At 65.1% G+C, this 25,004-nt stretch carries 27 protein-coding genes; 6 read left to right on the top strand and 21 right to left on the bottom strand.

Annotated features, from left to right (window positions below):
• Window positions 1–66 precede the first annotated feature (66 nt).
• From DX905_RS05540 to DX905_RS05530, 3 genes are read right to left on the bottom strand one after another with little or no spacing between them, the layout of a single operon-like run.
• Window positions 67–3,618: an error-prone DNA polymerase gene (locus tag DX905_RS05540; RefSeq protein ID WP_116090463.1), complete on the bottom strand. Its 3,552-nt coding sequence runs from the start codon at window positions 3,616–3,618 to the stop codon at window positions 67–69.
• Window positions 3,615–5,249 carry a Y-family DNA polymerase gene (locus DX905_RS05535; RefSeq protein WP_240320734.1) on the bottom strand — a complete coding sequence of 545 codons (1,635 nt, stop codon included), beginning with the start codon at window positions 5,247–5,249 and terminating at the stop codon, window positions 3,615–3,617. Before DX905_RS05535 ends, DX905_RS05540 begins: the two co-directional genes overlap by 4 nt.
• Entirely contained in the window at window positions 5,173–5,931 is a 759-nt protein-coding gene (locus DX905_RS05530; protein ID WP_162875476.1) for an ImuA family protein, read from the bottom strand. The genes DX905_RS05535 and DX905_RS05530 overlap by 77 nt, the downstream gene beginning before the upstream one ends.
• A gap of 110 nt (window positions 5,932–6,041) precedes the next feature.
• Between DX905_RS05530 and DX905_RS05525 the strand changes: the two genes are divergently transcribed.
• A complete protein-coding gene (locus tag DX905_RS05525) occupies window positions 6,042–6,470 on the top strand; it encodes a protein tyrosine phosphatase family protein (RefSeq protein WP_116090460.1) in 429 nt (142 codons plus the stop codon).
• A gap of 133 nt (window positions 6,471–6,603) precedes the next feature.
• On the opposite strand, the gene DX905_RS05520 is transcribed toward DX905_RS05525, so the two are convergent.
• From DX905_RS05520 to DX905_RS05495, 6 genes are all read right to left on the bottom strand, one after another.
• The gene (locus DX905_RS05520) at window positions 6,604–8,064 is read right to left on the bottom strand and encodes an ammonium transporter (protein WP_116090459.1); all 1,461 of its coding nucleotides are present in this window, start codon (window positions 8,062–8,064) and stop codon (window positions 6,604–6,606) included.
• A 16-nt stretch (window positions 8,065–8,080) separates the two neighbouring features.
• Entirely contained in the window at window positions 8,081–8,419 is a 339-nt protein-coding gene (locus DX905_RS05515; RefSeq protein WP_116090458.1) for a P-II family nitrogen regulator, read from the bottom strand.
• Between the two features lie 226 nt (window positions 8,420–8,645).
• Window positions 8,646–9,224, bottom strand: coding sequence for a CC0125/CC1285 family lipoprotein (locus tag DX905_RS05510; RefSeq protein ID WP_116092353.1), 579 nt, complete (start codon window positions 9,222–9,224; stop codon window positions 8,646–8,648).
• A 130-nt stretch (window positions 9,225–9,354) separates the two neighbouring features.
• Window positions 9,355–10,227 carry a patatin-like phospholipase family protein gene (locus DX905_RS05505; protein ID WP_162875475.1) on the bottom strand — a complete coding sequence of 291 codons (873 nt, stop codon included), beginning with the start codon at window positions 10,225–10,227 and terminating at the stop codon, window positions 9,355–9,357.
• A gap of 43 nt (window positions 10,228–10,270) precedes the next feature.
• The gene (tldD, locus tag DX905_RS05500) at window positions 10,271–11,695 is read right to left on the bottom strand and encodes a metalloprotease TldD (RefSeq protein ID WP_116090456.1); all 1,425 of its coding nucleotides are present in this window, start codon (window positions 11,693–11,695) and stop codon (window positions 10,271–10,273) included.
• 154 nt (window positions 11,696–11,849) lie between these two features.
• Complete coding sequence (locus tag DX905_RS05495; RefSeq protein WP_116090455.1) at window positions 11,850–12,050, bottom strand: zinc-finger domain-containing protein; 201 nt, start codon at window positions 12,048–12,050, stop codon at window positions 11,850–11,852.
• A gap of 104 nt (window positions 12,051–12,154) precedes the next feature.
• On the opposite strand from DX905_RS05495, the gene DX905_RS05490 reads away from it, so the two are divergent.
• Together DX905_RS05490 and DX905_RS05485 are read left to right on the top strand one after the other, a co-directional pair.
• Entirely contained in the window at window positions 12,155–13,150 is a 996-nt protein-coding gene (locus tag DX905_RS05490; RefSeq protein WP_116090454.1) for an adenosine kinase, read from the top strand.
• 90 nt (window positions 13,151–13,240) lie between these two features.
• On the top strand, window positions 13,241–14,254 hold the full coding sequence (locus DX905_RS05485) for an SDR family oxidoreductase (RefSeq protein ID WP_116090453.1): 1,014 nt from the start codon (window positions 13,241–13,243) through the stop codon (window positions 14,252–14,254).
• A 1-nt stretch (window position 14,255) separates the two neighbouring features.
• Here DX905_RS05485 and DX905_RS05480 read toward each other — a convergent pair whose 3' ends face one another.
• The 11 genes from DX905_RS05480 to hisB all read right to left on the bottom strand — a co-directional run bounded on the left by DX905_RS05480 (window position 14,256) and on the right by hisB (window position 22,965).
• Window positions 14,256–14,702 carry a GNAT family N-acetyltransferase gene (locus DX905_RS05480; protein ID WP_205412199.1) on the bottom strand — a complete coding sequence of 149 codons (447 nt, stop codon included), beginning with the start codon at window positions 14,700–14,702 and terminating at the stop codon, window positions 14,256–14,258.
• 4 nt (window positions 14,703–14,706) lie between these two features.
• The gene (locus DX905_RS05475; protein ID WP_116092351.1) at window positions 14,707–16,305 is read right to left on the bottom strand and encodes an amino acid permease; all 1,599 of its coding nucleotides are present in this window, start codon (window positions 16,303–16,305) and stop codon (window positions 14,707–14,709) included.
• Between the two features lie 128 nt (window positions 16,306–16,433).
• Window positions 16,434–16,811: a histidine triad nucleotide-binding protein gene (locus DX905_RS05470; protein ID WP_116090452.1), complete on the bottom strand. Its 378-nt coding sequence runs from the start codon at window positions 16,809–16,811 to the stop codon at window positions 16,434–16,436.
• Between the two features lie 70 nt (window positions 16,812–16,881).
• Complete coding sequence (locus DX905_RS05465) at window positions 16,882–18,237, bottom strand: Nramp family divalent metal transporter (RefSeq protein ID WP_240320733.1); 1,356 nt, start codon at window positions 18,235–18,237, stop codon at window positions 16,882–16,884.
• A gap of 28 nt (window positions 18,238–18,265) precedes the next feature.
• Complete coding sequence (locus DX905_RS05460; protein ID WP_116090451.1) at window positions 18,266–18,781, bottom strand: ferritin-like domain-containing protein; 516 nt, start codon at window positions 18,779–18,781, stop codon at window positions 18,266–18,268.
• A 30-nt stretch (window positions 18,782–18,811) separates the two neighbouring features.
• On the bottom strand, window positions 18,812–19,768 hold the full coding sequence (locus DX905_RS05455; protein ID WP_116090450.1) for a manganese catalase family protein: 957 nt from the start codon (window positions 19,766–19,768) through the stop codon (window positions 18,812–18,814).
• A gap of 137 nt (window positions 19,769–19,905) precedes the next feature.
• Window positions 19,906–20,223: a phosphoribosyl-ATP diphosphatase gene (locus tag DX905_RS05450; RefSeq protein WP_116090449.1), complete on the bottom strand. Its 318-nt coding sequence runs from the start codon at window positions 20,221–20,223 to the stop codon at window positions 19,906–19,908.
• Between the two features lie 9 nt (window positions 20,224–20,232).
• Window positions 20,233–21,003, bottom strand: a complete 771-nt coding sequence (gene hisF, locus DX905_RS05445; protein WP_116090448.1) for an imidazole glycerol phosphate synthase subunit HisF — start codon at window positions 21,001–21,003, stop codon at window positions 20,233–20,235.
• The gene (gene hisA, locus DX905_RS05440; RefSeq protein WP_116090447.1) at window positions 21,000–21,740 is read right to left on the bottom strand and encodes a 1-(5-phosphoribosyl)-5-[(5-phosphoribosylamino)methylideneamino]imidazole-4-carboxamide isomerase; all 741 of its coding nucleotides are present in this window, start codon (window positions 21,738–21,740) and stop codon (window positions 21,000–21,002) included. Before hisA ends, hisF begins: the two co-directional genes overlap by 4 nt.
• Complete coding sequence (gene hisH, locus DX905_RS05435) at window positions 21,741–22,361, bottom strand: imidazole glycerol phosphate synthase subunit HisH (RefSeq protein ID WP_116090446.1); 621 nt, start codon at window positions 22,359–22,361, stop codon at window positions 21,741–21,743.
• Window positions 22,354–22,965, bottom strand: a complete 612-nt coding sequence (gene hisB, locus DX905_RS05430) for an imidazoleglycerol-phosphate dehydratase HisB (protein WP_116090445.1) — start codon at window positions 22,963–22,965, stop codon at window positions 22,354–22,356. Before hisB ends, hisH begins: the two co-directional genes overlap by 8 nt.
• A 76-nt stretch (window positions 22,966–23,041) precedes the next feature.
• Between hisB and DX905_RS05425 the strand changes: the two genes are divergently transcribed.
• On the top strand, window positions 23,042–23,518 hold the full coding sequence (locus DX905_RS05425; RefSeq protein ID WP_116090444.1) for an SspB family protein: 477 nt from the start codon (window positions 23,042–23,044) through the stop codon (window positions 23,516–23,518).
• A 14-nt stretch (window positions 23,519–23,532) separates the two neighbouring features.
• On the opposite strand, the gene DX905_RS05420 is transcribed toward DX905_RS05425, so the two are convergent.
• Window positions 23,533–24,207 (bottom strand): ArsR/SmtB family transcription factor, encoded by a 675-nt coding sequence (locus tag DX905_RS05420; RefSeq protein ID WP_116090443.1) that lies wholly within the window; start codon window positions 24,205–24,207, stop codon window positions 23,533–23,535.
• A gap of 112 nt (window positions 24,208–24,319) precedes the next feature.
• Here DX905_RS05420 and DX905_RS05415 point away from each other — a divergent pair, with 112 nt between their 5' ends.
• Both DX905_RS05415 and DX905_RS05410 read left to right on the top strand, forming a co-directional pair.
• Window positions 24,320–24,649 (top strand): NIPSNAP family protein, encoded by a 330-nt coding sequence (locus tag DX905_RS05415; protein WP_116092349.1) that lies wholly within the window; start codon window positions 24,320–24,322, stop codon window positions 24,647–24,649.
• Entirely contained in the window at window positions 24,646–24,990 is a 345-nt protein-coding gene (locus DX905_RS05410; protein WP_116090442.1) for an antibiotic biosynthesis monooxygenase family protein, read from the top strand. The genes DX905_RS05415 and DX905_RS05410 overlap by 4 nt, the downstream gene beginning before the upstream one ends.
• Window positions 24,991–25,004: the final 14 nt, after the last annotated feature.

Raw genomic sequence — 25,004 nt, 5'->3', positions numbered from 1 at the left:
GAGCGTTGCTCGCCTGAAGCGTGAATCGGGTTCTCGTGATGCGGTCCGCTTAGCCCAGCAAATCCATTAGTGAAAGTCGCGACTGGGCGGCAGCACCCGCACGTTGCGCGGATGGCTGCCCCGCGGGACGGCGTGGCGCGGGAGCTGGGGGTGCTCGAACACGTCGGCGCGGCTCAATGTAGTGCGGGTCGGATGGTCTTCCGACAGGCGTTCGAGTTCGTGCGTACGGTCGACGACATGCGCCCCCATCAGGTGGACGACACCTTCCGGGCTCTTCTGGATTACGCCACGCACCTCCATCAGCCGCGAGGCCATCACCGCGCGGCGATATTTCTCGAAGTCGCGTGCCCACAGCAGGATATTGGCGACGCCACTCTCATCCTCCAGCGTGACGAAGATCGCCTTGCCCTCGCCCGGGCGCTGGCGGACCAGCACCACGCCCGCGACCTTGCCGCGCGTGCCGTCCTTGGCGTCGCGCATCTGCTGCGCGCTGAGCACGCCCTCGGCGGCAAACAGAGGGCGCAGGAAGGACATGGGGTGCGCCTTCAGCGACAGGCGCGTCATCTGGTAATCGGCGGCGACATGCTCGCTCAACGGCATGACGGGCAGTTGTGCATCCTCCTCATTCCCCAATTCGCGCGCGTCGGCGGCGGCGAACAAGGGTAGGGCCTCGCTCGGCGTCCGCCGCACCTCCCACAAGGCTTCGCGACGATCATAGCCGTAGGAACGGAAAGCGTCGGCATCGGCGAGCAGGCGCAGCGCGCGCGACGGCAAACGGGCGGCGCGGGCGAGCGCTTCAATCCGTTGCGCGCTGGTACGGTTCTTTTCGGGGAGCGTTGGCCGGCAATCCATGATCGCCCTGGCCCAATCCTCCTTGAAACCGTCGATCTGGCGAAACCCCAACCGCACCGCGTACTGACCATGGTCTGGCTCGAGGAGGTTGTCCCAGTCGCTGGAGGAAACATCGATCTCGCGCACGTCGACTTCATTCTCCCGCGCGTCGCCGACAATCTGCGCGGGTGCGTAGAAGCCCATTGGCTGCGAATTGAGCAGGGCAGCGCAGAAAGCGGCTGGATAATGTTTCTTGATGAAAGCCGAGGCATAGACCAGCAAGGCGAAGCTCAGCGCATGGCTTTCCGGGAAACCGTAGCTGCCAAAGCCTTCGATCTGGCGGTAGCAACGTTCGGCAAAATCACGCTGGTATCCACGCCGGGTCATGCCATCGACCATTTTTTCGCGGAAATTATGCATGCCGCCAACATGACGGAATGTGGCCATGGCGCGCCGTAACTGATTGGCTTCCTCCGGCGTGAACTCGGCGGCAGTGATGGCGAGCTTCATTGCCTGTTCCTGGAAAAGCGGCACACCATATGTCCTTCCGAGCAGCTCGCGCAGCTCATCGGCAGGGCCATGCGCTGGATCGGGCGAGGGGAATTCAGCTTTTTCCAGCCCGGCTCGCCGGCGCAGATAAGGGTGGACCATGTCGCCCTGGATCGGGCCGGGCCGCACGATCGCGACCTGCACCACCAGATCGTAAAATTCCTTCGGCATCAGCCGCGGCAGCATATTCATCTGAGCCCGACTTTCGACCTGGAAGACGCCGATACTGTCGCCTTTCTGGAGCATCTTATAAGTGGCCGGATCCTCAGGCGGCAGGGAGGCGAGCGTATAATCGGGGCCGTCACTGGCGTGGATCAGGTTGAACGCCTTGCTCAAGCAGGTCAGCATGCCAAGCGCGAGGACATCGACCTTCATCAGGCCAAGCGCGTCGATATCGTCCTTGTCCCATTCGATGAAGGTGCGATCCGCCATCGCGGCGTGATGGATCGGTACCGTCTCATCCAGCCGATATTCGGTCAGGACATAGCCGCCGACATGCTGCGAGAGATGGCGTGGGAAGGGGGCGTCAAGCAGGCGGCCGACGAAATGGTGGAGCCGCTCAATCTCCGGATTGTCGAGGCTGAAGCCGGTCTCGTGGAAGCGCGCCTGCTCCATCTTGTTGGAAAAGCTGCCCCACACTGTGCTGACCAGCCGGGTGGTGACGTCCTCGGTTAAACCCAGCGCTTTGCCGACCTCGCGCACGGCCGAGCGCGAACGATAATGGATGACGGTAGCGACGATGCCGGCGCGATGGCGGCCATAGCGCCGGTAGATATATTGCATCACCTCTTCGCGCCGCTCATGCTCGAAATCGACGTCGATATCGGGCGGCTCGGCGCGCTCGGCGGACAGGAAGCGAGAGAAGAGCAGATTATGCTCGGCCGGATCGATTGAGGTTATGCCGAGCAGATAACAGACCATCGAATTGGCGGCCGAGCCGCGCCCCTGGCACAGGATCGGAGGTTTCTGACGCCGGGCGAAGCGCACCAGATCGTGGACCGTCAGGAAATAATAAGGGATGTCCTGCTTCTCGATTAGCGAGAACTCTTCCTGGAGCATCGTGCGAACCTTGGAGGGCAGGCCCTCCGGCCATTTCTTGCCCGCGGCCTTGCCGACCAGCCGCTTGAGCCACCGTATCGGCTTCCAGCCGGGCGGTACCGGCTCGTGCGGATATTCGTAACGCAGATCCTTCAGGTCGAAGCGGATGCGCGCGTGGAAGCGTGAGGTTTCCGTGATCGCTTCGGGATGATTGCGGAACAACCGCGCCATCTCGGCAGGGTCTTTGAGGTGGCGCTCGGCATTGGCTTCAAACTTCTTGCCACCTTCATTCACGCTAATCCCAAGCCGGATCGCGGTGAGCACGTCCTGCAGGGGACGATCTTCGGGCGTGGCGTAGAGCGCATCGTTGATCGCGAGCAAAGGTACCTGCGCGGTGCGAGCGAGCTTTGCCAATTTGGCAAGACCGCGGTGATCGGAGCCGGAACGGCGCATCGCTGCGCCCAACCACACCCGATCGAAGGCCACGGTGCGCAGGGTGGCGAGCGTCCGGGTCAGGGCGTCCCGACTTTCCGTCGGACCACGGGCGGGGAAAGCGATAACATTGTCATTATTAGCCGTTCCCCGGCGAAGGCCGGGGTCCGGCTCTGCCAAGGGAGCGACCAAAGCCGCGCCCGCGCTGCCGCGCGGATTTGCTGACGGGGCTGGACCCCGGCCTTCGACAGGGAACGGGAAAATGGAGCTTTCGTCGCGAACATCAGGAGGCAGTTGAGTCTGCTTGTCCAGCCTGCGGGCCATCCCTTCGCCTTCGCGGCGTGTGCTTTCCGGGAGGACGATCAGCAGCAGATCACCCAAATGTTCGAGCAGGTCGCCCAAGGACAATACGCAATCGCCCTTGTCGGCGCGCATATTACCGGTGGAGAGCAAGCGGCACAGCCGGCCCCAACCATAGCGGGTCTCGGGATAGGCGATGATGTCGGGGGTGCCGTCGGCGAAGATCAGCCGCGTACCGGTGACGAGCTTGAAATCGCGCAGTGTTGCGTCGTGCGGGAGTTTTTTCCGGTTATCCTTGAGCGCCTGCCACACGCGCACCACGCCCGCGACCGTATTGCGATCGGCGATACCTAGTCCGCTATGCCCCAGTTCCAGCGCGCGGGCGAGCATGTCGCTGCCGTGGCTTGCGCCATATAGGAACGAGAAATTGCTGGCCGCCGCCAGCTCGACATAGGCCGCCGTGCTCATGCGAACAGGCCGTGGATATACCAGCCCGGTTGTTCGCCCGCGCCGCCGGACGCATGCAGGCCGTGGCGGAACAACCAGAATCGGTGACCGTCGGCATCTTCGACCCGGTAATAATCGCGCGGCCGGCCGGCACGGTCGCGGCGGCGCCACCATTCGGCGGCGATCCGTTCCGGGCCTTCCCAGCGCGCGATCGCATAGGTCTGGCCGCGCCAGGTAAAGCGCTTAGGGGGGCCGTCCGGCACTTCCGATACCACCGCGCCGACCGACTGCGGCGGATCGAGCAAGCGCAGTGGGCGCAGCGGTGGCTCGTCGGCGGGCGGGGCTTCCCAGGCATGTGACGAAGCCGGCGCACACGGGGCCGAGGCGCATTCGGGGATGTGGCTATTCTCCAGCCGCGCGCGATAGATGCGTCGCGCCCCGAGGCGGACGGACAGGCGATCGACCAGTTCGGCCATCTTCTCGTCGTGGCGGGCGGGGGCGGTATAATTGTCCTGGCGCGCCGCCAGCGGCTCGGTGGCGGGCACGTCGAGCCGGATCAGATCGAAGCCGAAACCAGGGTCGATCGGATCGGCTAGTGCATCGATCCGCTCGCGGAACAGGCGGCCGAGCAAAGCGGGATCGCGCGTCGGCTGGCCGGTGGCGATCTCGACCATGGCGATGGCCCCGTCGCTGCGGAACAAGCGCGCGATGAAGCGTCGTCCGCCCTGATGGCGTTCGAGCAGGACGGTAGCGATCTCGTTGCCGAGTTCCTCCAGACAGGCGAGCGCATCCTCGACCCGTGCGATCGGCTCGGCGAAGCGGCGCAGCGCGAACACCGGCGGCAAGGGCCGTTCGGGCGTGATGTGGCGATCCTGCTCGCCAAGCAGGCGGGCGAGGCGGATGGCCAGATCGCCGAACCGCGCCGCCAGCATCCGGCGCGGCCGGGAGGCGAGCGCGCCGATCGTCTTCAGCCCGGCGCGGCGTAGCGCGAGCGTCACCGCCGGATCGACCTCAAGCGCCTCGACCCGCAAGGCGAGCGGATCGCCGCCGTCGCGGCCGAAACGGGCGAGCGCGCGCGCCTGTTCCGGCGTGTCGCCGAAGGCGAGCCGGGCGGTGATGCCACCCTCCGCCAGTCGTGCAGCGAGATCGGTCTTGAGACCTTGCTCGCCGTCATAACCATGGAGGCAACCGGTAATGTCGAGGATCGCGCCATCGGGCGGCGCGGCCGCGGCCATCGGCGTATATCGCGCGCAGCCGGCGACGATGCGCGCGAGCAGGCGCGCCTCGGCCTGATGATCGCGATCCAGCGCCATCAGGTCGGGCACCCGCGCGCGGGCGTCGGCGAGGGTGAGGGAGGGGGTGAGGCCAAGCTTGAGTGCCGCGCGCGACAAGGCGGTCAGCCGCATCGCATTGTTGAGCTTCTCGACGAAAACGATGGGCGGGTCTTCCCCGGCATCTGCTCGGGAGGGGGGGCATTGCGCAGCGATGGTGGAGGGCAATTGGGGGACGCTCCAGATTGCCCCTCCACCACCGCCTTCGGCGGCGGTCCCCCTCCCCGTGCCGGGGAGGAGATCATTATCCAGCCGCCAGATATCCTCCGCCATCATCGACAGCCACAAGGCGAGATAGCGGCGCGAAGCAGGCACGGTCACGATCCCACTCCAGCCGCCAGCCGGCGGACGGGGCGCCGCCGCGCTGGCGGATCAGGTCGAGCGCAAAGGCAGGCGCGCCGGGGGCATTGGCTTCCAGCGCCTGGGACAGGCATGACGCCACCCGCCAGCGCGTGGTCGCGGCGGACGGCGCCTGCGGATCGGTGGTGCGTAGCAGGATCGCGGTCGTGCCCGATCGCTCGGCAAATAAAGTGAGCCGGCGGCTGGCGGTAAGATCGAGCAGCCGCGCCGAATCCGCGGGCGCGATCACGGCCACCGCCGCCGCCGGCGAGCGCACGACATCGCCGGCGGCGCGCAGCAGGCTCTTCTCGTCGGGCGTGGTGACGAACAGGATGCGCGCGGGATCGATCCCAAGCTCCATCAGGCCGGGCGGGTAAAGCGCGCCCTGGCGCCCGCGCTCCTGCTCGATCCAGACGATGGTGCCGGAATTCCCACTGGCCCTGAGCGCCAGCATCAGCGCGAAGCCGGCCGTGCTCGGCGCATCCTCGACGGTAGCAGGCCAGAGTTCGTGCAGGCGCGCATTGGCCAATCCGCCGCCCAGCGCGGCATCCAGCGGCGCTGCGCCCAGCGCGAAGCGGACCGGCGCCGCCTGTGCAAAGCCGATGTCCGGCATAAGGCCGGTAGGGCGCTGTGGCGCAGGAAGGGGTTGCGACTCGCACGTCATCAGTTCTCTATATGTTCTCATTTTCGCTGACACTCAACGGGAGTCAAGCGCGGCTGTTCCGCAGGAGCCAAGCTGGCTATGAGGACGCCGCTAGCCACAGGGAGAGGCCCATGTTCCGCACGCTCGACTCGTCGATCTCGGTGTTCGGCCAGATCGAACCGGACGATATCGCCACCGCCAAGGCGCAGGGTTTCACCACCATCATCAACAACCGCCCTGATGACGAGCAGCCGGGCCAGCCGGATAGCGCCGAGATCGAAGCGGCGGCTCACGAGGCGGGCCTGACCTATGTCGCGATCCCGGTGGATCATTCGGGCTTCGCCGAATGGCAGATCGCGGCGATGGCGGACACGCTGGAGAAGGCGGATGGGCCGGTGTTGGCCTTCTGCCGTTCGGGGACGCGTTCCACCTTCCTGTGGGCGCTGGCGCGCAATCGGCTGGGCGACGAAGGCGAAGCGCTGATCGCGAAGGCAGCGGGGGCGGGTTATGACCTGAACTCGATCCGCCCGATCCTGACCAAGCCTTATCCGATCGAATAGGGCTTTGCGCCCACCTGATCGTTTCAGGCCTGGTCAACCCCGCCACAAAAAAGAGGCCGGCGGATTTCTCCGCCGGCCAGTCGTTCGCAGGAGGAACCCCTGGAGGGGCGGGCCGAAGCCCACCCCGATCTCGTCAATAGTGGTAGGCCCGCTCGCCATGTTCGGCGATGTCGAGGCCTTCATGCTCGACTTCCGGCGTGACACGCATGCCCCACGTCTTGTCGATGGCGAAGAAGAGGATGAAGGAGCCTATACCCGACCACAGCAGGGTGACGATCACCGCCTTGGCCTGGATGAACAGCTGCGCTCCGTAGCTGGTGTAACCGAACACGGCCGTACCAGGCTGCGAGGCATAATCGGCGATGCCCTGGCCACCCAGCGCCGGGTCGACGAGGATGCCGGTGGCGAGCGCCCCGATGATGCCGCCGATGCAGTGGATGCCGAACACGTCGAGCGTGTCGTCATAGCCAAGCTTAGTCTTCACCGTGCTGACGAAGAAGAAGCAGATCGGCGATACGATCAGACCGAGGATGACTGAACCCATCGTCCCGGCAAAACCCGACGCCGGTGTGACGGCCACCAGGCCGGCGACCACACCCGAAGCCGCACCGAGCAGCGACGGCTTGCCCTTCACGACCTGCTCGACCAGCACCCACGAGAGGCCGGCTGCGGCAGTAGCAATGAAGGTGTTCATGAAGGCAACGCCGGTGACGCCATTGGATTCGAGGTTGGAACCGGCGTTGAAGCCGAACCAGCCCACCCACAGCAGGGAGGCGCCGATCATCGTCATGGTCAGCGAGTGCGGCGGCATCGGCTCACGCGGATAACCGATACGCTTGCCGAAATACAGGCAACCGACGAGGCCCGCGATACCGGCATTGATGTGCACCACGGTGCCGCCGGCAAAGTCGAGCGCGCCCATACCGAACAGGAAGCCCACGTCGCCATTGACGGCGTCGAGCGCAGCCTTGCCCTGCAGCGCCGCGTTCGCGATGGCGTCTGGGCCGCCCCAGAACCACACCATGTGTGCGATCGGGAAATAGACCAGCGTGACCCACAGGGCGACGAACAGCATCAGCGGCGAGAATTTCACGCGCTCGGCGAAGCTGCCGACGATCAGCGCCGGCGTGATACAGGCGAAGGTCATCTGGAAGCAGACGTAAACGAGCTCGGGAATATAGACGCCGTTGGAGAAGGTTGCCGCCTGCGCATTGGCATCGACGCCCTTCAGGAACAGCTTGGACAGGCCGCCGACGAAGGGGCTGCCGCTGCTGGTAAAGGTTTCCGAATAGCCCCAGGTGACCCAAATCACCGCGACCATGCACACGATCACCAACACCTGGGTGAGGATCGAAAGCATGTTCTTGGTGCGGACGAGGCCGCCGTAGAACAGCGCGAGGCCCGGTACCGACATCATCAGCACGAGCAAGGAGGCGACCAGCATCCAGGCGGTGTCGCCCTTGTTGACGGTCGCGGCCGGAACGGGCGAGGCGGCGGCAGGCGCTGCTGCGGCCTGCGCGAGCGCGGGGTGGGACATGAGCGCTGCGACGCCCACCATTCCCAGCCCGGCCAATATCTTGGTCGAAAGCTTCATGTGTCCCCCTTGAATCCTAGAGAGCCGTCTCGTCGGTCTCACCGGTGCGGATCCGCACCACCTGACCGACGTCGAGCACGAAGATCTTGCCGTCGCCGATCGCGCCGGTGTTGGCGGATTGCTGCACCGCCTCCACCACCCGCGGCGCGAGATCGGCGCTGCATGCGACCTCGACCTTGATCTTGGGCACCATGTTCGTGCTGTATTCGGCACCACGGTAGATCTCGGTCTGGCCCTTCTGGCGGCCGAAGCCTTTCACTTCGGTGACCGTCATGCCCTGGACGCCGAGCGCGGACAGAGCCTCGCGCACGTCGTCGAGCTTAAACGGTTTGATGATGGCTATTACGAGTTTCATTCCACCTCCCTGCTCATTCCCCGATGCTGCAACGCAAAAAGCGTGCCAGCATGCGCAGCGAGGGCGGCGGGAGGATACGGAATGTATTACCGCTCAGCCGTTAGGCAGAATCGTCAACGTGCTGCTTTTTTAGGCAAGCGGCTCCGGGTGCGGCGATCGCCACGCGTCCTATCAAAACGGGCGATCGCATGAGCCCGCGGGTGGCGGCCCGCCAGCGGCCGCAGCCTCATCGCGGGGTCTGGACGCGCGATGCGAGATTGGCCAGCACGGCTCGCGCGTCAAATGCGCGCGGATTGTCGGCAGGCTTGGGCCCGCGGCCGGTGACGATCTCGGCCGTCGCCTCGTAACGGGTCACAGTAGAGATATCGATATTGCCGCCCCAGAAGGGATCGCCCCAATAGGGATCCCAGCCACGCCAGCCGAAGCCGCGGCCACGATAGCGCCAGGAGGGTCCCCAATAGCCCCATGGGCCCGAGGCGAACGGCTGCGAGACATAGGTATTGCTGTTCCGGTCGGTATTGCGGTCCGCCATGACGAACCAGTCGAAACCGCGATCGACCGTTAATTGCGCCGCGCGATAGAGAAGGAAGGTCTCGACGGTGTCGCGCGATGTCATTGAATTGCCAGAGAAGCTGACGCGGAAGCGGTTCGGCTCGATCTGTATGTCGCTATAGCCGCCCGCCAGTGACCCCGGCCGCGACAAAGGCTGGTAAGGTGTCGGCGTGGCGCAACCGGTCAAAGCCAGCGAAAGGGCGACCAGCGCAGTGCTGCATTTCGCGACGATTGGTAATTTGCTCTGCACCATCTTCACTCCTGTGCGATGATGACGCCAACGATGGCGCTTCCCAGCGGTTCCGCTTTGATGATCGAAAATCGCTAAATATCAAGCAGTTCTCTTAAGTCAGCGCACCCGGTGTCGGCAGCCACGCGCTTCGCTATTCAGCCTCTTGCGGCAAGGGATCGGCGAACGACGCGGCGTCGAGGCAGGCGCGGATCGCGGGCAAAGCTGCGGTCGCGGCTTCGCGGCCGAGCCGGATCAGCTCAGCGGCGCGGGTGAAGGCTCCGGTGCTGATGTGACCGGCGGGGATCGCGATCATGACTTCGGGCGGATCGAGCGCGACCGCGAGGCGGGTCTGCTGCGTGACCATCATCAAAAAGGCCGAACGCAGCGTGCCCAGCGCCGAGCGTTGTCCGTCATGCGTGCTGGCGCGGATATAGCCTGCATAATCGCCCATCAGATCGATCGCGACCACCGGACTGTGGGCGGCAAGCGCGCGGGCGGCGGCGATCGGCACGTTGGCGACCATACCGCCATCGATCAGCAGGCGGCCGTCGCGCGCGATCGGGCGGAAGATTCCGGGCAGGCCGATCGAAGCCTGGACGGCACTGATCGCCGCGCCCGAGGTGAGGCGGACCTCCTCGGCGGTCTCGAGATCCGCGGCTATTAGCGCGATCGGGATCGGAAGGTCCTCAAGCTGCAGCCCGGCGAAATGGGTCGTCAGCTCGCGCGCGATGCGCCGCCCACCAAGCCAGGCACCGCGCCCGAGATGGGGGTCGAGGTAAGCAAGCACGCGACGGTGGGTGGCGCCAAGTGCGATCGTTTCGAGAATATCGAGCCTGCCTGTGACAAAGCATAAGGCGGCAAGCGCCCCGATCGAGGTACCGGCGACGGCATCAACCTTGATCCCTTCCTCCTGCAGCACATCCAGCGCGCCGATATGCGCCCAGCCGCGCGCCGCTCCGCCGCCTAAGGCGAGCGATACTCCTTTGCCGCGGGCTGCCGGAGCAGGGGGCGAGAGCTTCGTCACGGACGGCGAGAAGCCGAGCCTCTCGCGCAAACGGGAGAGGACGTCAGGCAGCGGTGCCGCCGACGGTGAGCCCGTCGATCAGCAAAGTCGGCTGGCCGACGCCGGCGGGCACCGATTGCCCGCCCTTGCCGCAAATCCCGACGCCTTCGTCGAGCGCCATGTCGTTGCCGATCGCGGCGACCTTGGTCAGCACGGTCGGGCCGTCCCCGATCAGGGTCGCGCCCTTGATCGGCGCGCCCAACTTGCCGTTCTCGATCTTGTAGGCTTCGGTGCAGCTGAACACGAATTTGCCGCTGGTAATGTCGACCTGCCCGCCGCCGAACGACTTGGCGTAGATCCCGTTCTTGACGCGGCTGAGGATCTCGGCCGGATCGTCCTTGCCGCCATGCATGAAGGTGTTGGTCATGCGCGGCATCGGCGCGTGGGCGAAGCTTTCGCGGCGGCCATTGCCGGTCGGGGCGACCCCCATCAGGCGGGCATTGAGGCGATCCTGGATATAGCCCTTGAGGATGCCGTCCTCGATCAGGACGTTGGTCTGGGTCGGCGTGCCTTCGTCGTCAATGGTGAGCGAGCCGCGCCGACCTTCGATCGAGCCATCGTCGACCACGGTCACGCCCGGCGCCGCCACGCGCTCGCCGATGCGGCCGGCGAAGGCGCTGGTGCCCTTACGGTTGAAATCGCCTTCCAGGCCATGACCAACCGCCTCGTGCAGCAGCACGCCTGGCCAGCCGGGGCCGCACACGACCGTCATCTCGCCGGCGGGGGCGGAGACGCTCTCGAGGTTGACCAGCGCTTGGCTCAGCGCCTCGTCGATGGCGCGGTTCCAGGTCGCCGGCTCGAACAAACGATCGTAAAGATAACGGCCGCCGAGGCCGAAGAAGCCAGTCTCGCGCCGACCATTCTGCTCGACCACGATCGAGACGTTGAGGCGGACGAGCGGGCGCACGTCGTGCGCGACAAAGCCGTCGGGACGAACGATCTCGACCACGCTCCACGATCCGGACAGGCCAACGGACACCTGCTGGACGCGGGGATCGCGTGCGCGGGCGGCGGAGTCGACCTCCTGGCAGAGCGCGACCTTGCGTGCGAACGGAATGGCGGAGAGGGGATCGTCGCCGGTGTAGAGCTTGGCGTTGGTCCGGCGCGGCGGGGCGGCGCGGCCGGGCTGGGCCGGGTCGAGCAGGGTCATCGTCTCGGCGGCGCGGATGATCGCCGCCTCGCTCACCTCGTTGGCATGGGCGAAGGCGGTCGTCTCGCCGGAGAGGCCGCGCAGGCCGAAGCCTGCCTGGGTATTGAAGTCGGCGGTCTTGAGGCGCCCGTCGTCGAAGCCGAAGGATTCGCTGGCGATATATTGGAGGTAGAGCTCGCCATCGTCGCAATTGCGCAGCGCGTCGCCCGTCAGGCGGATCGCGGTTTCGGGATCGAGATCGCGATAGAGGAAGCGGCGGGGATCGGCGAGAATGGTCATGGGAAGGATATAGGACGTGACCTAAGCGGCGTCACCCTCGTTCCCCCGCCGAAGGCCGGGTGCAGCATCATATAATGCGGCGCGGTGGCGCCAAGGCGCTGTCGCATAGTCCTTATAGGTTGAATGCCGGCCTTCGCGGGGAAACGGCAATCGCTCAGTGCGCGGCTTCGGTATCCGCGGGGCCGCCGATCAGGATGAAACGGCGGTCGCAATAGCCGCAATCGACATAGCCCTTTTCGTCAATCTCGAGATAGACGCGCGGGTGGCCGAGCGCGGCGCCGCCGGGAATTTCGGTCGCGCCATCGCAGGCAACGCGGGCGGTGGCGACTCGGGAGGTTTCGGGGGCTGGCTGCATCGTGCGCGGCGATAGCAAGGCTGGTGCAGGAAGATCAACGGCGGTTGCGCGGCCGCGCTGCCTTCCCTAGGCGGTCGGGCAACATATCCGGAGATTTCCCCCACATGACCGAACCCACGCTCGACATCGTCGCGATTGGCAATGCTATCGTCGACGTCATTGCCCAGGCGGATGACAGCTTCGTCACCTCGGAAGGCGTCGCCAAGGGCTCGATGCGGCTAATGGACGAGGCCACCAGCGACAGCCTCTATTCGCGTATGGGCCCAGGTCGCGAGATCAGCGGCGGATCGGCCGCCAACACGGTCGCGGGCATGGCGATGCTCGGCTGCAAATGCGGCTTCATCGGCCAGGTCGCGGACGACCAGCTCGGCGAAGTGTTCAAGCATGACATTCGCGCTAACGGCGTGACGTTCGAAACGCCGATGCGCGCGGCGCAGCCGAGCACGGCGCGCTGCCTGATCCTGGTGACGCCGGACGCGCAGCGGACGATGAACACCTTTCTCGGCGCCTCGCAATATCTTCCCGCGTCCGCGCTCGACCGCGATCTGATCGCCTCGGCCAAGATTCTCTATCTCGAAGGCTATCTGTGGGATCCGGAGGAGCCGCGCGCGGCGATGCGGGAAGGCATCCAGATCGCGCGCGATGCCGGCCGCAAGGTCGCCTTCACGCTGAGCGACACCTTCTGCATCGCGCGCCACGGCGCGGATTTCCTCAAGCTGATCTACGAGGGTCTGATCGATATCCTGTTCGCGAACGAGAATGAGCTGCTGGCGCTGACCGGAAGCGAGGATTTCGACGGCGCGCTCGAGACGATCTCCCGCAAGGTCGAGACGCTGGTCGTGACACGCGGCGCCAACGGCGCGGTCGCGGTGCAGAAGGGCGAGAAGGCCGTGGTGTCTGCGGAGCCGATCGAGAAGATTGTCGACACGACCGGGGCGGGCGACCTGTTTGCCGCCGGCTTCCTCGCGGGGCAGATCCAGGAGCGCTCGCTGGAAGACAGCCTGCATATGGGAGCGATCGCCGCGGCCGAGGTCATCTCGCATTATGGCGCGCGCCCCGAAGCCAAGCTCGACCAGCTGGTTGCCGACCGCCTCGGCTAACCTACGTTAAACAGGACCTTTTTCTCGTCCGCCGCTGAACTCCCATCTGCCTGGGAGGTTTTACTGCCAAGTCCCGAACAGGAGATTGGCATGGCGGACGAGAAAGGTGTGCCCTCGCGGCGCGAAGTATTCGGTGTGGCCGCAGTCGGGATAGCGGCCGCGGCCGCCGTGCCGGCGATGGCGCAGCAGCAGCAGGACCAGCCGGAAAAGCATGCGCCGGGCGCGCCCACCGCGCCGCTTGCCGCCAATTATCCCAAGCCGCCCTTGCCCGAACAGCGTCAGCCCTGGCCGGCGCTCGCCTCCAAGATGACGCCGCGGCCCGACCATGGCGAAACCAGCTACAAAGGCTCCGGCCGGCTGGCGGGACGCAAGGCGCTGGTCACCGGCGGCGATTCCGGGATAGGCCGCGCCGCGGCGATTGCGTTCGCGCGCGAGGGCGCGGATGTCGCTATCAACTATTATCCGACCGAGGAGCCTGACGCGCGCGAAGTCGTGGACCTCATCCGCCAGGCCGGGCGCAAGGCGGTGGCACTGCCGGCCGATATCCGCAGCCAGGACGCGTGCGAGAAATTGGTGGCGGATGCGGTGCGCGGTTTGAGCGGGCTCGATATCCTCGTCAACAATGCCGCCTATCAGCAAAGCAAGGAGTCGATCCTCGATATCAGCGAGGAGCAGTTCGACCGCACCTTCAAGACCAACATCTACGCGACCTTCCGCATCACCAAGGCGGCTGTGCCGCATCTTCAGGCCGGTGCGGCGATCATCAACACCACATCGATCAACGCCTACGAGCCTGAGGAAGAAATCCTGGATTACGCGTGCACCAAGGGTGCGATTATGATCTTCACCAAGGCGTTGGCCAAGCAGCTTGCCAAGAAGGGCATCCGCGTGAACGGCGTCGCCCCGGGACCGATCTGGACGCCGCTGCAGGTCGCTGGCGGCCAGCTGCCGGGTAAGATGGGCGAGTTCGGTGCCAACACCCCGCTTGGCCGCCCCGGCCAGCCCGCCGAACTGGCGGCGCTCTACGTGCTGCTCGCCTCGCAGGAAGACAGTTACTCGACCGGCCAGATTTTCGGCGCGACCGGCGGCCGCGGCGGCCCATAAGCTAGCCGCGCAGACCCTTGGTGAAGTGGAAGGCGTGGATGTGCAGGCCTTCCCGAAAATAGAAAGCGTGCGCGCGAGTGCGATGCGTGCCCGAGTTGAGCGTCAGCGTGTCGCAGCCCATGGCGCGCGCTTTCGCCTCGATGAAAGCGAGCAAGGTCGCGCCATAGCCCTTGGAGCGCTGCGTCTCGTCTGTAACGAGATCGTCGATTTCCAGCCGGTACCCGCAATAGGTAGTGTGGAAGGCACGCCACACCGCCAGCGCGCACACCTTATCCTCATCCGCCAGCTGGATCAGGCCCGCGCCTTCGGCGAACATCGCCGTCATGTGTGCGTGATAGTTGGCGCCCATGTTGGGGCGGAAGGCCCGATGGAGCGCCTCGCCGTCCGCAAGCAGATCGTCGCCGCCGGCCAGCGCATGGCCGGCAGCATCGATCCGCTCGACGCTCACCGGATCAGCGCGTGCCCGGCTGCGGGGGTTCGGTGCCGTGATAGGCCTCTTCCTCCGGCACTTCGACATGGCCGCGCCCGACATGGCTGCGCGAGCGGCTGTAGAAGAAGTAGAGCAGCAGGCCGAACGCGCCCCAGATCGGCAGGACCAGGATCGCGGTCAGCGGCAGCGAGATGTAGAGATACAGGCAGCCGAAGATGGCGAGTGGCGCGATCACCCACACGATCGGCATGCGGAAGGGGCGGCGGCGCGACGGATCGACCTTGCGCAATACCATTACCGAAATCGCTACCATCATGAACGCGAACAAGGTGCCCGAGTTGGAATAATCGGCGAGCTTGCCGACGGGCAGGAAAGCCGCCGCGATCGTCGCGCCGATGCCGGTGACGATCGTCACGACATGCGGGGTGCGATAGCGCGGATGGACCGATGCCAGTTTCTCCGGCAGCAGGCCGTCGCGTGCCATGGTGAAGAAGACACGCGTCTGGCCGAACATCATCATCAGCACGACCGAGGGCAATGCCAGCACGGCGGCCAGGCCGACCAGCCGGCCGACCGAGTGCCAGCCGATCGTGTCGAGGACATGAACCAGGGCTTCCTTGGAGCAGACCAACGGCTCCAGCGCGCCGCCGGCCACGATTGAGGCGCAACGGCCGGCCATCTCAGCCGAGCCGGGCGAGAGGGGGACGCCACCGGCCATTTCCGGCTGCGCACCGATCGCGCCGATCGCGCCCGAGGCAACGAGCAGATAGAAAGCGGTACAGATGAACAGGCTGGCGATCAGCCCGATCGGCACGTTGCGCTGTGGGTTCTTGGTTTCCTCAGCGGCGGTCGAGACCGCGTCGAAGCCGACATAAGCGAAGAAGATCGATGCGGCCGCACCCATCACGCCAGTGGCGCCGGTGGGCATGAACGGGTCGAAATTCGCGGCATTCATGACCGGAATGGTGAGGATCACAAAGGCGGTCAAAGCGAGGATCTTGATCGCCACCAGCACAGCATTGACGCGCGCGCTCTCGGTCGTGCCGATGATCAGCAGCCAGGTGACGAGACCGCAGATGATGATTGCGGGCACGTTGATCCAGCCGCCAACCTGCAATGCCATGGTGAGATCGGTTGACGGCGTCGCACCAAAGGCGAGCTGGACCTTGGCCATCAAGGCGTCGGCGTTACTCAGCGCCGCGGGGAAGTTTATCCCTAAACCTCGCAACAAGCCGACGGCATGGTTCGACCAGCCAACCGCAACCGCGCTGGCGCCGACGGCATATTCGAGGATCAGCGCCCAGCCGACCATCCAGGCGAGCAGCTCGCCGACGACGGCATAAGTATAGGTATAAGCGGAACCCGAAACGGGGACCATCGAGGCGAGTTCGGAATAGCAGAGCGCGGCGACCGCGCAGACGAAGCCCGCGACGATGAAGGACAGCAGCATGCCGGGGCCGGCCTTCTGCGCCGCTTCCGACGTCAGCACGAAGATGCCGGTGCCGATGACGGCGCCGATGCCGAGCATCGTAAGCTGGAAGGCACCAAGCGTACGGTGCAGGCCTTTCTTCTCGGCAGTGAGAAGGATGGCGTCGAGCGGTTTGACGCGGTCGAAGAACATGAAGGTCCCCTTGCGAAGGCGTTGCACGCCTGCTGCTTATCGGGCGAGCCTAACGCCTTGTGCCGACAGCGCAATAGGGGCGGGCTTATTCCGGATTGCCCGCGAAGCGGCGATCATGCGCGACCCGGTCACTCCACCAGCATCGGGCCCAAGCGGCGGCCGCCAAACAGGTGGACGTGAAGGTGCGCTACCTCTTGCCCGCCGTCGCCGCCGGTATTTGCGAGCAGGCGGTAGCCCGGTGCCACCAACCCATTGTCGCGCGCGACCTTGCCGACGGCACGGACGAACCCGGCTATCTCCGCCTCGGAGGCGTTCGCCGAGAAGTCGTCCCAAGAGGCATAGGGGCCGCGCGGGATCACGAGGATATGGACCGGCGCGCGCGGCGTGATGTCATGAAAGGCGAGGGCGTAATCGTCCTCGTAGACGGTCTTGGCTGGTATCTCCCTGCGGAGGATGCGGGCGAAGATGTTCGTGTCGTCATAGGGCAGGGTGGCGTCGATCGGCATGGTGGCTCCTCGCAATATCGATCGCCCTACCTACGACCCGGCCGGTAGCGACAACAAGCGCCGCGCACGGTCATCCGACGAGGGTGGAGCGGGCAAGATCGAACAACAGCTTGAGGCCGACGCCGGCGATCAAGGTTGCGATGATCCACGCGCTCCACTGGACCCAGCGCCGGTTGGCAAATTCGCCCATCACCGCGCGGCTGCCGGTAAGGCGGATCAGCGGCACTATCGCGAACGGCAGCTGCACCGTCAGTACGACCTGGCTGGCGAGGAGTAATTTGGCTGTGCCGGAATTCCCGAACATGGCGGCGACAATTGCCGCGGGCACGATCGCCAGCGCGCGCGACAAAGAGCGGCGGGCCCAGACGGGCATCCGCAAATTGGTGAACCCTTCCATCACCACCTGGCCGGCCATCGTGCCGGTCAGCGTAGAATTCTGGCCCGAGGCGAGTAGCGCGATGGCGAACAGCAGGCTGGCCGCGCTCACGCCCAGCATCGGCGAGAGCAGATGATAGGCCTGGGCGATGTCCTCGACCGGCTGGCCGCGGGGATGGAAAACGGATGCGGCCAACAGCAGGATCGCGGCATTGACCAGCATCGCCAGGCTGAGTGCGAGCACGCTGTCCAGCGTGGCGAAAAACACCGCCTCGCGCTTGCTGGAAAGGCTGCCGCTGAGTTGCCGTGTCTGCACGACCGCCGAATGAAGATAGAGATTATGCGGCATGACCGTCGCGCCGATGATGCCCGCGGCGATGAAGAGCATGGCCGGGTCGTGAATCATGCCGGCGGAGGGCACCAGTCCGCCGGCGATCGCCGCCATGTCCGGCCGCGACAGGATCAGTTCGATGCCGAGGCTGACGGCGACGACCACCATCAGGCCAGCGATGAGCGCCTCCAATTTCCTGAAGCCGCGTCGCTCCAGCAGCATGGCGATGGCGACATTGACGCCGGTCAGGCAGACGCCGAGCGGCATCGGGATGCCGAAGAGCAGCTGCAACGCGACCGCCGTGCCAATCACCTCCGCCAGATCGCAGGCGATGATCGCCACCTCGGCCAGCAGCCAGAGCAGGATGCGGACGGGTGGCGAATAATGTTCGCGGCAGGCCTGGGCGAGGTCGCGGCCGGCGACGATGCCAAGTTTGGCCGACAGCGCCTGCAGCAACATCGCCATCAGGTTGGAGGCGACGATGACCCACAGCAGGGAATAGCCATAACGCGAGCCGCCGGCGAGATCGGTCGCCCAATTGCCGGGGTCCATATAGCCGACGGCGATAAGGTAGCCCGGGCCCATGAAGGCGCCGAGCTTGCGCCAGAAGGAGCCGCGGCGCGGGACCGGAACGCTTGCGTAAGCAGTGCCCAGGCTCCCGACGTGCGGGGCGGGCTGCTCCAGCGCAAGGCTGGCGGGCGGAGGAGGCGGCGGTGTCAAAACCCCGACACCATACAGCGCAAGAGCCTCAATGGCTCGCCTGCTCTCCGCTCGCTCGGAAACCGAGATATTTGCGGACCACGATCGGCAATATCTCGTCGCAAAAGGCCACCATCACTAGTTCCTCCTGTAGCGACTGCTGGAGGATTGGCACTGCATCGGCGAACCCGCCTTCTTCGGCCATGACGATCAACGCCTTGTAGGTCGCGGCCTCGAAATTCTCGAACGCGAAATTGGCAAGACTGTTCTTGATGATCTCGTCGGGCGCGAATGTGTGCGCGATCGCTGCCAAGTTGCCGGACAGGCTGAGCGCCGTGTCCTTCAATCCTGACGAGCTCTCGCCATAGCCTTCGAGCAGACGGTCAAGGCGGGTGATCTGCGTCTGCGTCTCGCCGCGATGGCTACGCAGCCGCTGCTCGACCTCGGCATAATGCGCGAGATGTTCGATCTGGCGATCTATGAGCGCAAGCGCCTGATTTTCAAGCGCATGCGCATTCTTGAGACCCGTGATGAAGACTTCACGAACTGTTTCGGCAGTTTCCATCACGGGTTCTCAAACGTCGACCTGAGGAGTTCAGGCGGGGGCGTTGGCCTCGGCCATGGCCGGGGCGGATTCGATGTCCGGAGCGCCGCCCTGATCACCGTTAGTGGTACGCCCGGCGCCAGGTCCCGCGCCGAGGTCAACTCCGGTCAGCGGATTGCCGCTCGGATCCGACATGGTGCGCTTGGCCAGCTTGGTAGCAACCGCCTGATCCGCCTTGTCGAGCGAAACCGTAGCGAGGCCGTCGCCACCGTCGATCGGCATGGTCTGCGACAGATCGTCGATGCGATCCCATTGGTCGCCCGAATTCCACGGACCGGTGGTATCGCCTTCGCCCTGCGACGTATTGACGTAGATGTTGGCATATTTCTCGATGCCCGGCAGTTTGCCCGAGGGGAAATTATCCTCGATCGCGTAGAGCGCCTTCTCGAACGATTTCTGATGCGCGATTTCGCGCGTCATGAGAAAGCCGAGTGCCTCCTTGATGCCGGGATCATCGGTGATGTTGATGAGGCGCTCGTAGACGATCTTGGCGCGGCTTTCGGCAGCGATATTGGAGCGCAAATCAGCGGTCGGCTCGCCGCGGCTATCGACATAGGCCGCCGTCCAGGGAACGCCGGCCGAGTCGATCAGGGCGGGCCCGCCGCCGAACAACAACGCTTCCTTGGCGCTCGTGCCGGTGGCGCCGATCGTGCGGTACAGCTCGACCTCTTCCATCTGTCCTTCGGCCAGCTGGGCCTTCACGCCTTTATTGAGCATGGCGACGATCGAACCGATCACTTCCAAATGGCTCAGCTCTTCAGTCGCGATATCGAGCAGCATGTCCTTACGGCCGGGATCTTCATCGCCAAGCGCCTGGGTGAAATAGCGCATCGCAGCGGCTAGCTCGCCGTCCGCGCCGCCGAACTGCTCAAGCATCATAGTCGCAAGGCGCGGATTCGGCTCCGATACCCTAACGGTATATTGAAGCCGCTTATTGTGCATGAACATCGCTAATCTCCTGGATGACAGCCATTCAACCGGAGAGGCGGAGCGATGTTCCGCAGTTATTTGCAAAGTTAATTCAAGTTATCAAATGCTTAGCCGTAACGATCGCGAGCCGCGGTATCGGCATTGTGGCGCCTGGCTTAGGAGGGCCGGTTGGCTTTCTCGTCATGACCTGACGTGCCCTCGCGCTGCTCCAATATCGTCAGCACGTCGGCCAAGCGAATGCCGGCGTCGGCGAGGAGGATCATCAGGTGGAAGAGCGTATCGGCAGCTTCACCTGCCAAAGCCGACTTATCCTCGCCTAGCGCGGCGACGATCGTCTCGACCGCCTCCTCGCCGAATTTGCGCGCTATCGTGCCGCGTCCTTTCGCAAAGAGGCTTGCGACGTAGGAGGACGCCGGATCGGCGCCGGTGCGGCTGGCGATGGTCGCTTCGAGGCGAGTGAGCGTGTCGGCCATAGGGTGCGTCTAGCGCGGCGGGGACCGCACCGGCAATCCCGCCTCGGCGAGCGCGGCATGAGCCTCGGCGACGCTATGCTCGCCGAAATGGAAGATGGAGGCGGCCAGCACCGCGCTGGCATGCCCCTGCGTCACGCCCGCGACCAGATCCTCGAGCGTGCCGACCCCGCCGCTCGCGATAACCGGCACGGCGACGGCATCCGCGATCGCGCGGGTTAGAGCGAGGTCGTAGCCGCCCTTGGTGCCGTCATTGTCCATCGAGGTAACGAGCAATTCCCCCGCCCCTAGTTCGGCCAGCCGCACGGCATGTTCGATCGCGTCGATGCCGGTCGCGCGGCGGCCACCATGGGTGAAGATTTCCCAGCGGCCGCGGCCCACGGCCTTGGCGTCCACTGCGCCGACGACACATTGCGCTCCGAACCGATCGGCAAGCTCGGCAGCGAGCTCTGGCCGGGCGACAGCGGCCGAGTTGATTGCGACCTTGTCGGCACCCGCCAGCAACAGCGCGCGGGCATCTTCGGGCGTGCGCACGCCGCCGCCGACGGTGAGCGGCATGAAGCAGACCGCCGCGGTGCGCGCGACGACGTCCAGGATCGTGCCGCGTGCTTCATGCGAGGCGGTGATGTCGAGGAAACACAGCTCGTCGGCGCCGGCGGCGTCATAGACCTTGGCCTGCTCGACCGGATCGCCCGCGTCGGCGAGATCGAGAAATTGCACGCCCTTGACCACGCGCCCGCCCGCCACATCAAGGCAGGGAATGACGCGAACGCGGACCGTCACAGGCTTTCGTCGCGTGCCAGCCGCAGCGCCTTGCGCAGATCCAGCCGGCCTTCGTAGAGCGAGCGGCCACAGATTACGCCTTCGATCCCTTCGCTCGCGTGGCGGGCAAGATCGGCGATATCGACCAGCCCCTTGACCCCACCGCTGGCGATTACCGGCAGCCTTGTGTTGCGCGCCAGTTCGGAGGTCGCGCGCACGTTGCAGCCCTTGAGCATACCGTCGCGGCCGACATCGGTGAACAGTGCGGCGGCCACGCCGGCATCGGCGAAACGGTTGGACAAGTCGGCCGCGGACATGTCGGAAGCTTCCGCCCAGCCATGAGTGGTGACCATGCCGTCGCGCGCATCGACTGCGACCACGATGCGCCCCGGGAGGGCCCGGGCGGCCTCATGAACGAGGTCGGGATCGTGCAGCGCCGCCGTGCCGATCACGACGCGCCATACGCCGCGCTCCAGCCAGCGGTCGATCGCCGCGCGGTCGCGAATGCCGCCGCCAACCTGGACTTGGCCGGGAAAGCTCTGGACGATCTCGGCCACGACCTGGCCGTTGACCGATCCGCCCGCGATCGCGCCATCGAGGTCGACCACGTGGAGGAAATTCGCGCCCTGGTCGTGGAAAACGTTGGCCTGTGCGATCGGATCGTCGTTGTAGATCGTCGCCCGCTCCATATCGCCCTCGGCGAGGCGCACGACCTTGCCGCCCTTGAGATCGATCGCGGGATAGATTGTGATGCTCATTCAGGGACGCCAATCGAGAAAGCGGGCGAGGAAGGCGAGGCCGTAGGCCTGGCTCTTTTCGGGATGGAACTGCGCACCAACCAGATTGTCGCGCGCAACCGCGGCGGTGACGGTGCCGCCATGATCAGTGGTGGCCGCAAGCGTCGCCGGATCGGCGGTGCGAAAGCCGAAACTATGCAGAAAATAGGCCTCGCCGGGCACGATCAGGGGGTGTGATACGACGGGGACGACGTCGTTCCAGCCCATGTGGGGCACGCGCGCCTCGGGATCGATCGGCTCGAGCTTGGCGACGGTGCCGGGAATCCAGCCAAGGCCGGGATGCGCGCCGAATTCCTCCCCGGCATCGGCCATTAGCTGCATGCCGACACAGACGCCCAGAAAGGGCGCACCCTGCTGGATCACTCGCTCATTGAGGGCATCAACCATGCCGGGAATGGCGGACAGGGCGCCCATACAGGCCGCGAATGCGCCGACGCCCGGCAGCACGATCCGCTCGGCGTTGAGCACATCCTGCGGATCGGCAGTCACGAGCACGTCGGGTGCGCCCGCCGCCCGCAGCGCATTCTCGACCGATCGAAGGTTGCCGGCGCCGTAATCGACCAGCGCGAGGCCCTCAGGCACCGCCCAAAGATCCCCTGGCCAGCATCCCCTTGGTCGAGGGAATCATGTCGCCCTTGCGCGGATCGATCTCGACCGCCTGGCGCAGCGCCCGCGCGCAGCCCTTGAAGATGCTCTCGCAAATATGGTGGTTGTTGCGGCCGTAGAGCGTCTCGACGTGGAGCGTCATGCCCACTTCGCCGGCGAAGCTCTGAAACCAATGTTCGATCAGTTCGGTATCGAGCTCGCCGAGCTTGGTCTGCGAGAATTCCGATTTCCAAACCAGGAAGGGGCGTCCCGAAATATCGATCGCGACGCGGCTCAGGGTCTCGTCCATCGGCGAGTAGGCCGTGCCAAAGCGGGTGATGCCGCGCCGGTCGCCGAGCGCCTTGGCGATCGCCTGACCGAGCGCGAGCGCCGAATCCTCCGTGGTGTGATGCTGATCGATGTGGAGGTCGCCATCGACCTTCATCTGAATATCGATCAAAGCGTGGCGCGACAGCTGCTCGATCATGTGATCGAGAAAACCGATCCCGGTCGCGACGTCATAGACGCCCGAACCGTCGAGGTTGACGGTGACATCGATCGCCGTTTCGGCGGTCTTGCGGCTGATGGTTGCGCTGCGCATGGCGCGCCCGCCTATAGCGCCGAACCGGAGACAGGCAACGCTTGACCCGCCTCGCGCCTCCGTTCACTTGGGCCTCATGACCGAGGGCGCGCCCGATAGCCTGATTCCCTATGACGAGATCGTCCAGGACGCTCTGCGCGCCGTGGTCGGCCGCGTGCTGGGGCAGGTGGAGACCGCCGGATTGCCCGGCAACCATCATTTCTACATCACCTTCAAGACAGGCGCTCCGGGCGTCGACATCCCGAAGCATCTGACCGATCGCTATCCCGACGAGATGACGATCGTCATTCAGAACCGCTATTGGGACCTGCACGTCAGCGAAACCGGCTTCGAAGTCGGCCTGTCGTTCAACCAGGTCGGCTCCAAGCTTTCCATCCCGTTCGCCGCCATCACGGCGTTTCACGATCCCGCGGTCGATTTCGCGCTGCATTTCTCGGCCCAGGTCGATGATCAGCAGCCTGAGGAGATCGCCGAAGCGGAGAACGACCCGATCATCCGCCCGGCGGAAGATGGTTCCAACGTCGTTTCGGTGGATTTCACCCGCAAGAAATAGCGTCGGTACCGGAACTACACTTCGACTGCGAAGAGACGCTCTAGCGCTGCACGGCCGGGCGGCGTGAAGCTGATGGCCCGGCTGCCGTCTGCCTGCCTGATCCAATGACGTGCGAGAAATTCCCGGTAAAGTAGAGCGCCGGCCACGCCGCCGATATGATGGCGGCGTTCGCTCCAGTCGAGGCAAAGGCGGCAGAGGATCGTGCCTTGTCCGCTTTGTTCCGGCAGTTCGATTCCGATGGTTCCGAACAGCGCGCGTCCGGCCGACGTCAGCGCCGCGCCATCGCCCGACAGTTCGATCTGCCGGCGCGCGATCATCGCATCTGTCATCGCCACGGCAATGTTGCCGGCAAGATGATCGTAACAGGTCCGCGCGCGCCGCATTGCCTGATCGCGTGGGCCGGTTCTGATGGGGGGCGGCGCCACGACCATCATCGCCTCTAGCATCGCGGCGATCGCAGGCGATGCGAGCCGGTAATAATGATGCCGCCCCTGCCGTTCGAGCGCAAGCAGACCGGCCTCGAGCATGCGGGACAGATGGCCGCTGGCGGTAGACGCCGTCACGCCGGCAGCCCGTGCCAGCTCGCCGGCGGTGAGCGCACGGCCGTCCATCAACGTCGCCAGCATGGTCGTCCGCGCCGGCTCGCCGACCAGGGTTGCGGTTTCTGCCAATCCGGAAATGCTCAACATTGCGTCACCTCGACTGCCATCCTGTCCCAATTAACAGCCCAATGTTTCGGCCCCGGCCGAAACGTCCGTTGTGCCGCGGCGCTATCGGCGGTTGGAACAACAGGAGGCGATCATGATCACATGCTTCATCCGCTACGAGCTCGATCCCTACAAGATCGCCGCGTTCGAGCATTATGCCCGCAACTGGGGACAGGCGATTCCCAGGTGCGGGGCGAACCTGATCGGTTATTTCGCGCCGCACGAAGGTTCGGCCACGACCGCATACGGTGTCTACACGATTGCCGATCTCGCCGCCTACGAAGCCTATCGCGCGCGCCTTAAGGCCGATCCGCTCAGTCAGGAGAATTTCGCCTTTAGCCAGCGCGAACGTTTTATCCGGCGCGAGGACCGATTGTTCCTGCGCAATGTCTCACTGCCGCATGCGACGCTGGCGCAGCTGTGATCGCGGTCATCTTCGAGCTCTGGCCGGCGGAGGGGGAAAGCCAGCATTATCTTACTCTGGCCGCCGCGCTGAAGCCCGAGCTGGAGCGGATGGACGGCTTCCTTTCGGTCGAGCGGTTCGAAAGCCTCGCAGAGCCCGGCAAGCTGTTATCGCTGTCTTTCTGGCGTGACGAACAGGCGGTGGCGGCGTGGCGCAACGACGCGCATCATCGCGCGGCGCAGGCCGAGGGCCGGACGGGGACTTTTAGCGATTATCGGCTGCGAATCGGTGCGATCGTGCGCGATTACGGGATGGGGGATCGCGATCAGGCGCCCTCCGACAGCCGGGACGCGCACGGCTGAGGACGGCGGCGCAA

The organism is Sphingomonas crusticola (assembly GCF_003391115.1).
Lineage (GTDB): Bacteria > Pseudomonadota > Alphaproteobacteria > Sphingomonadales > Sphingomonadaceae > Sphingomonas_I > Sphingomonas_I crusticola.
This window is presented reverse-complemented; position numbering and strand designations above follow the sequence as displayed.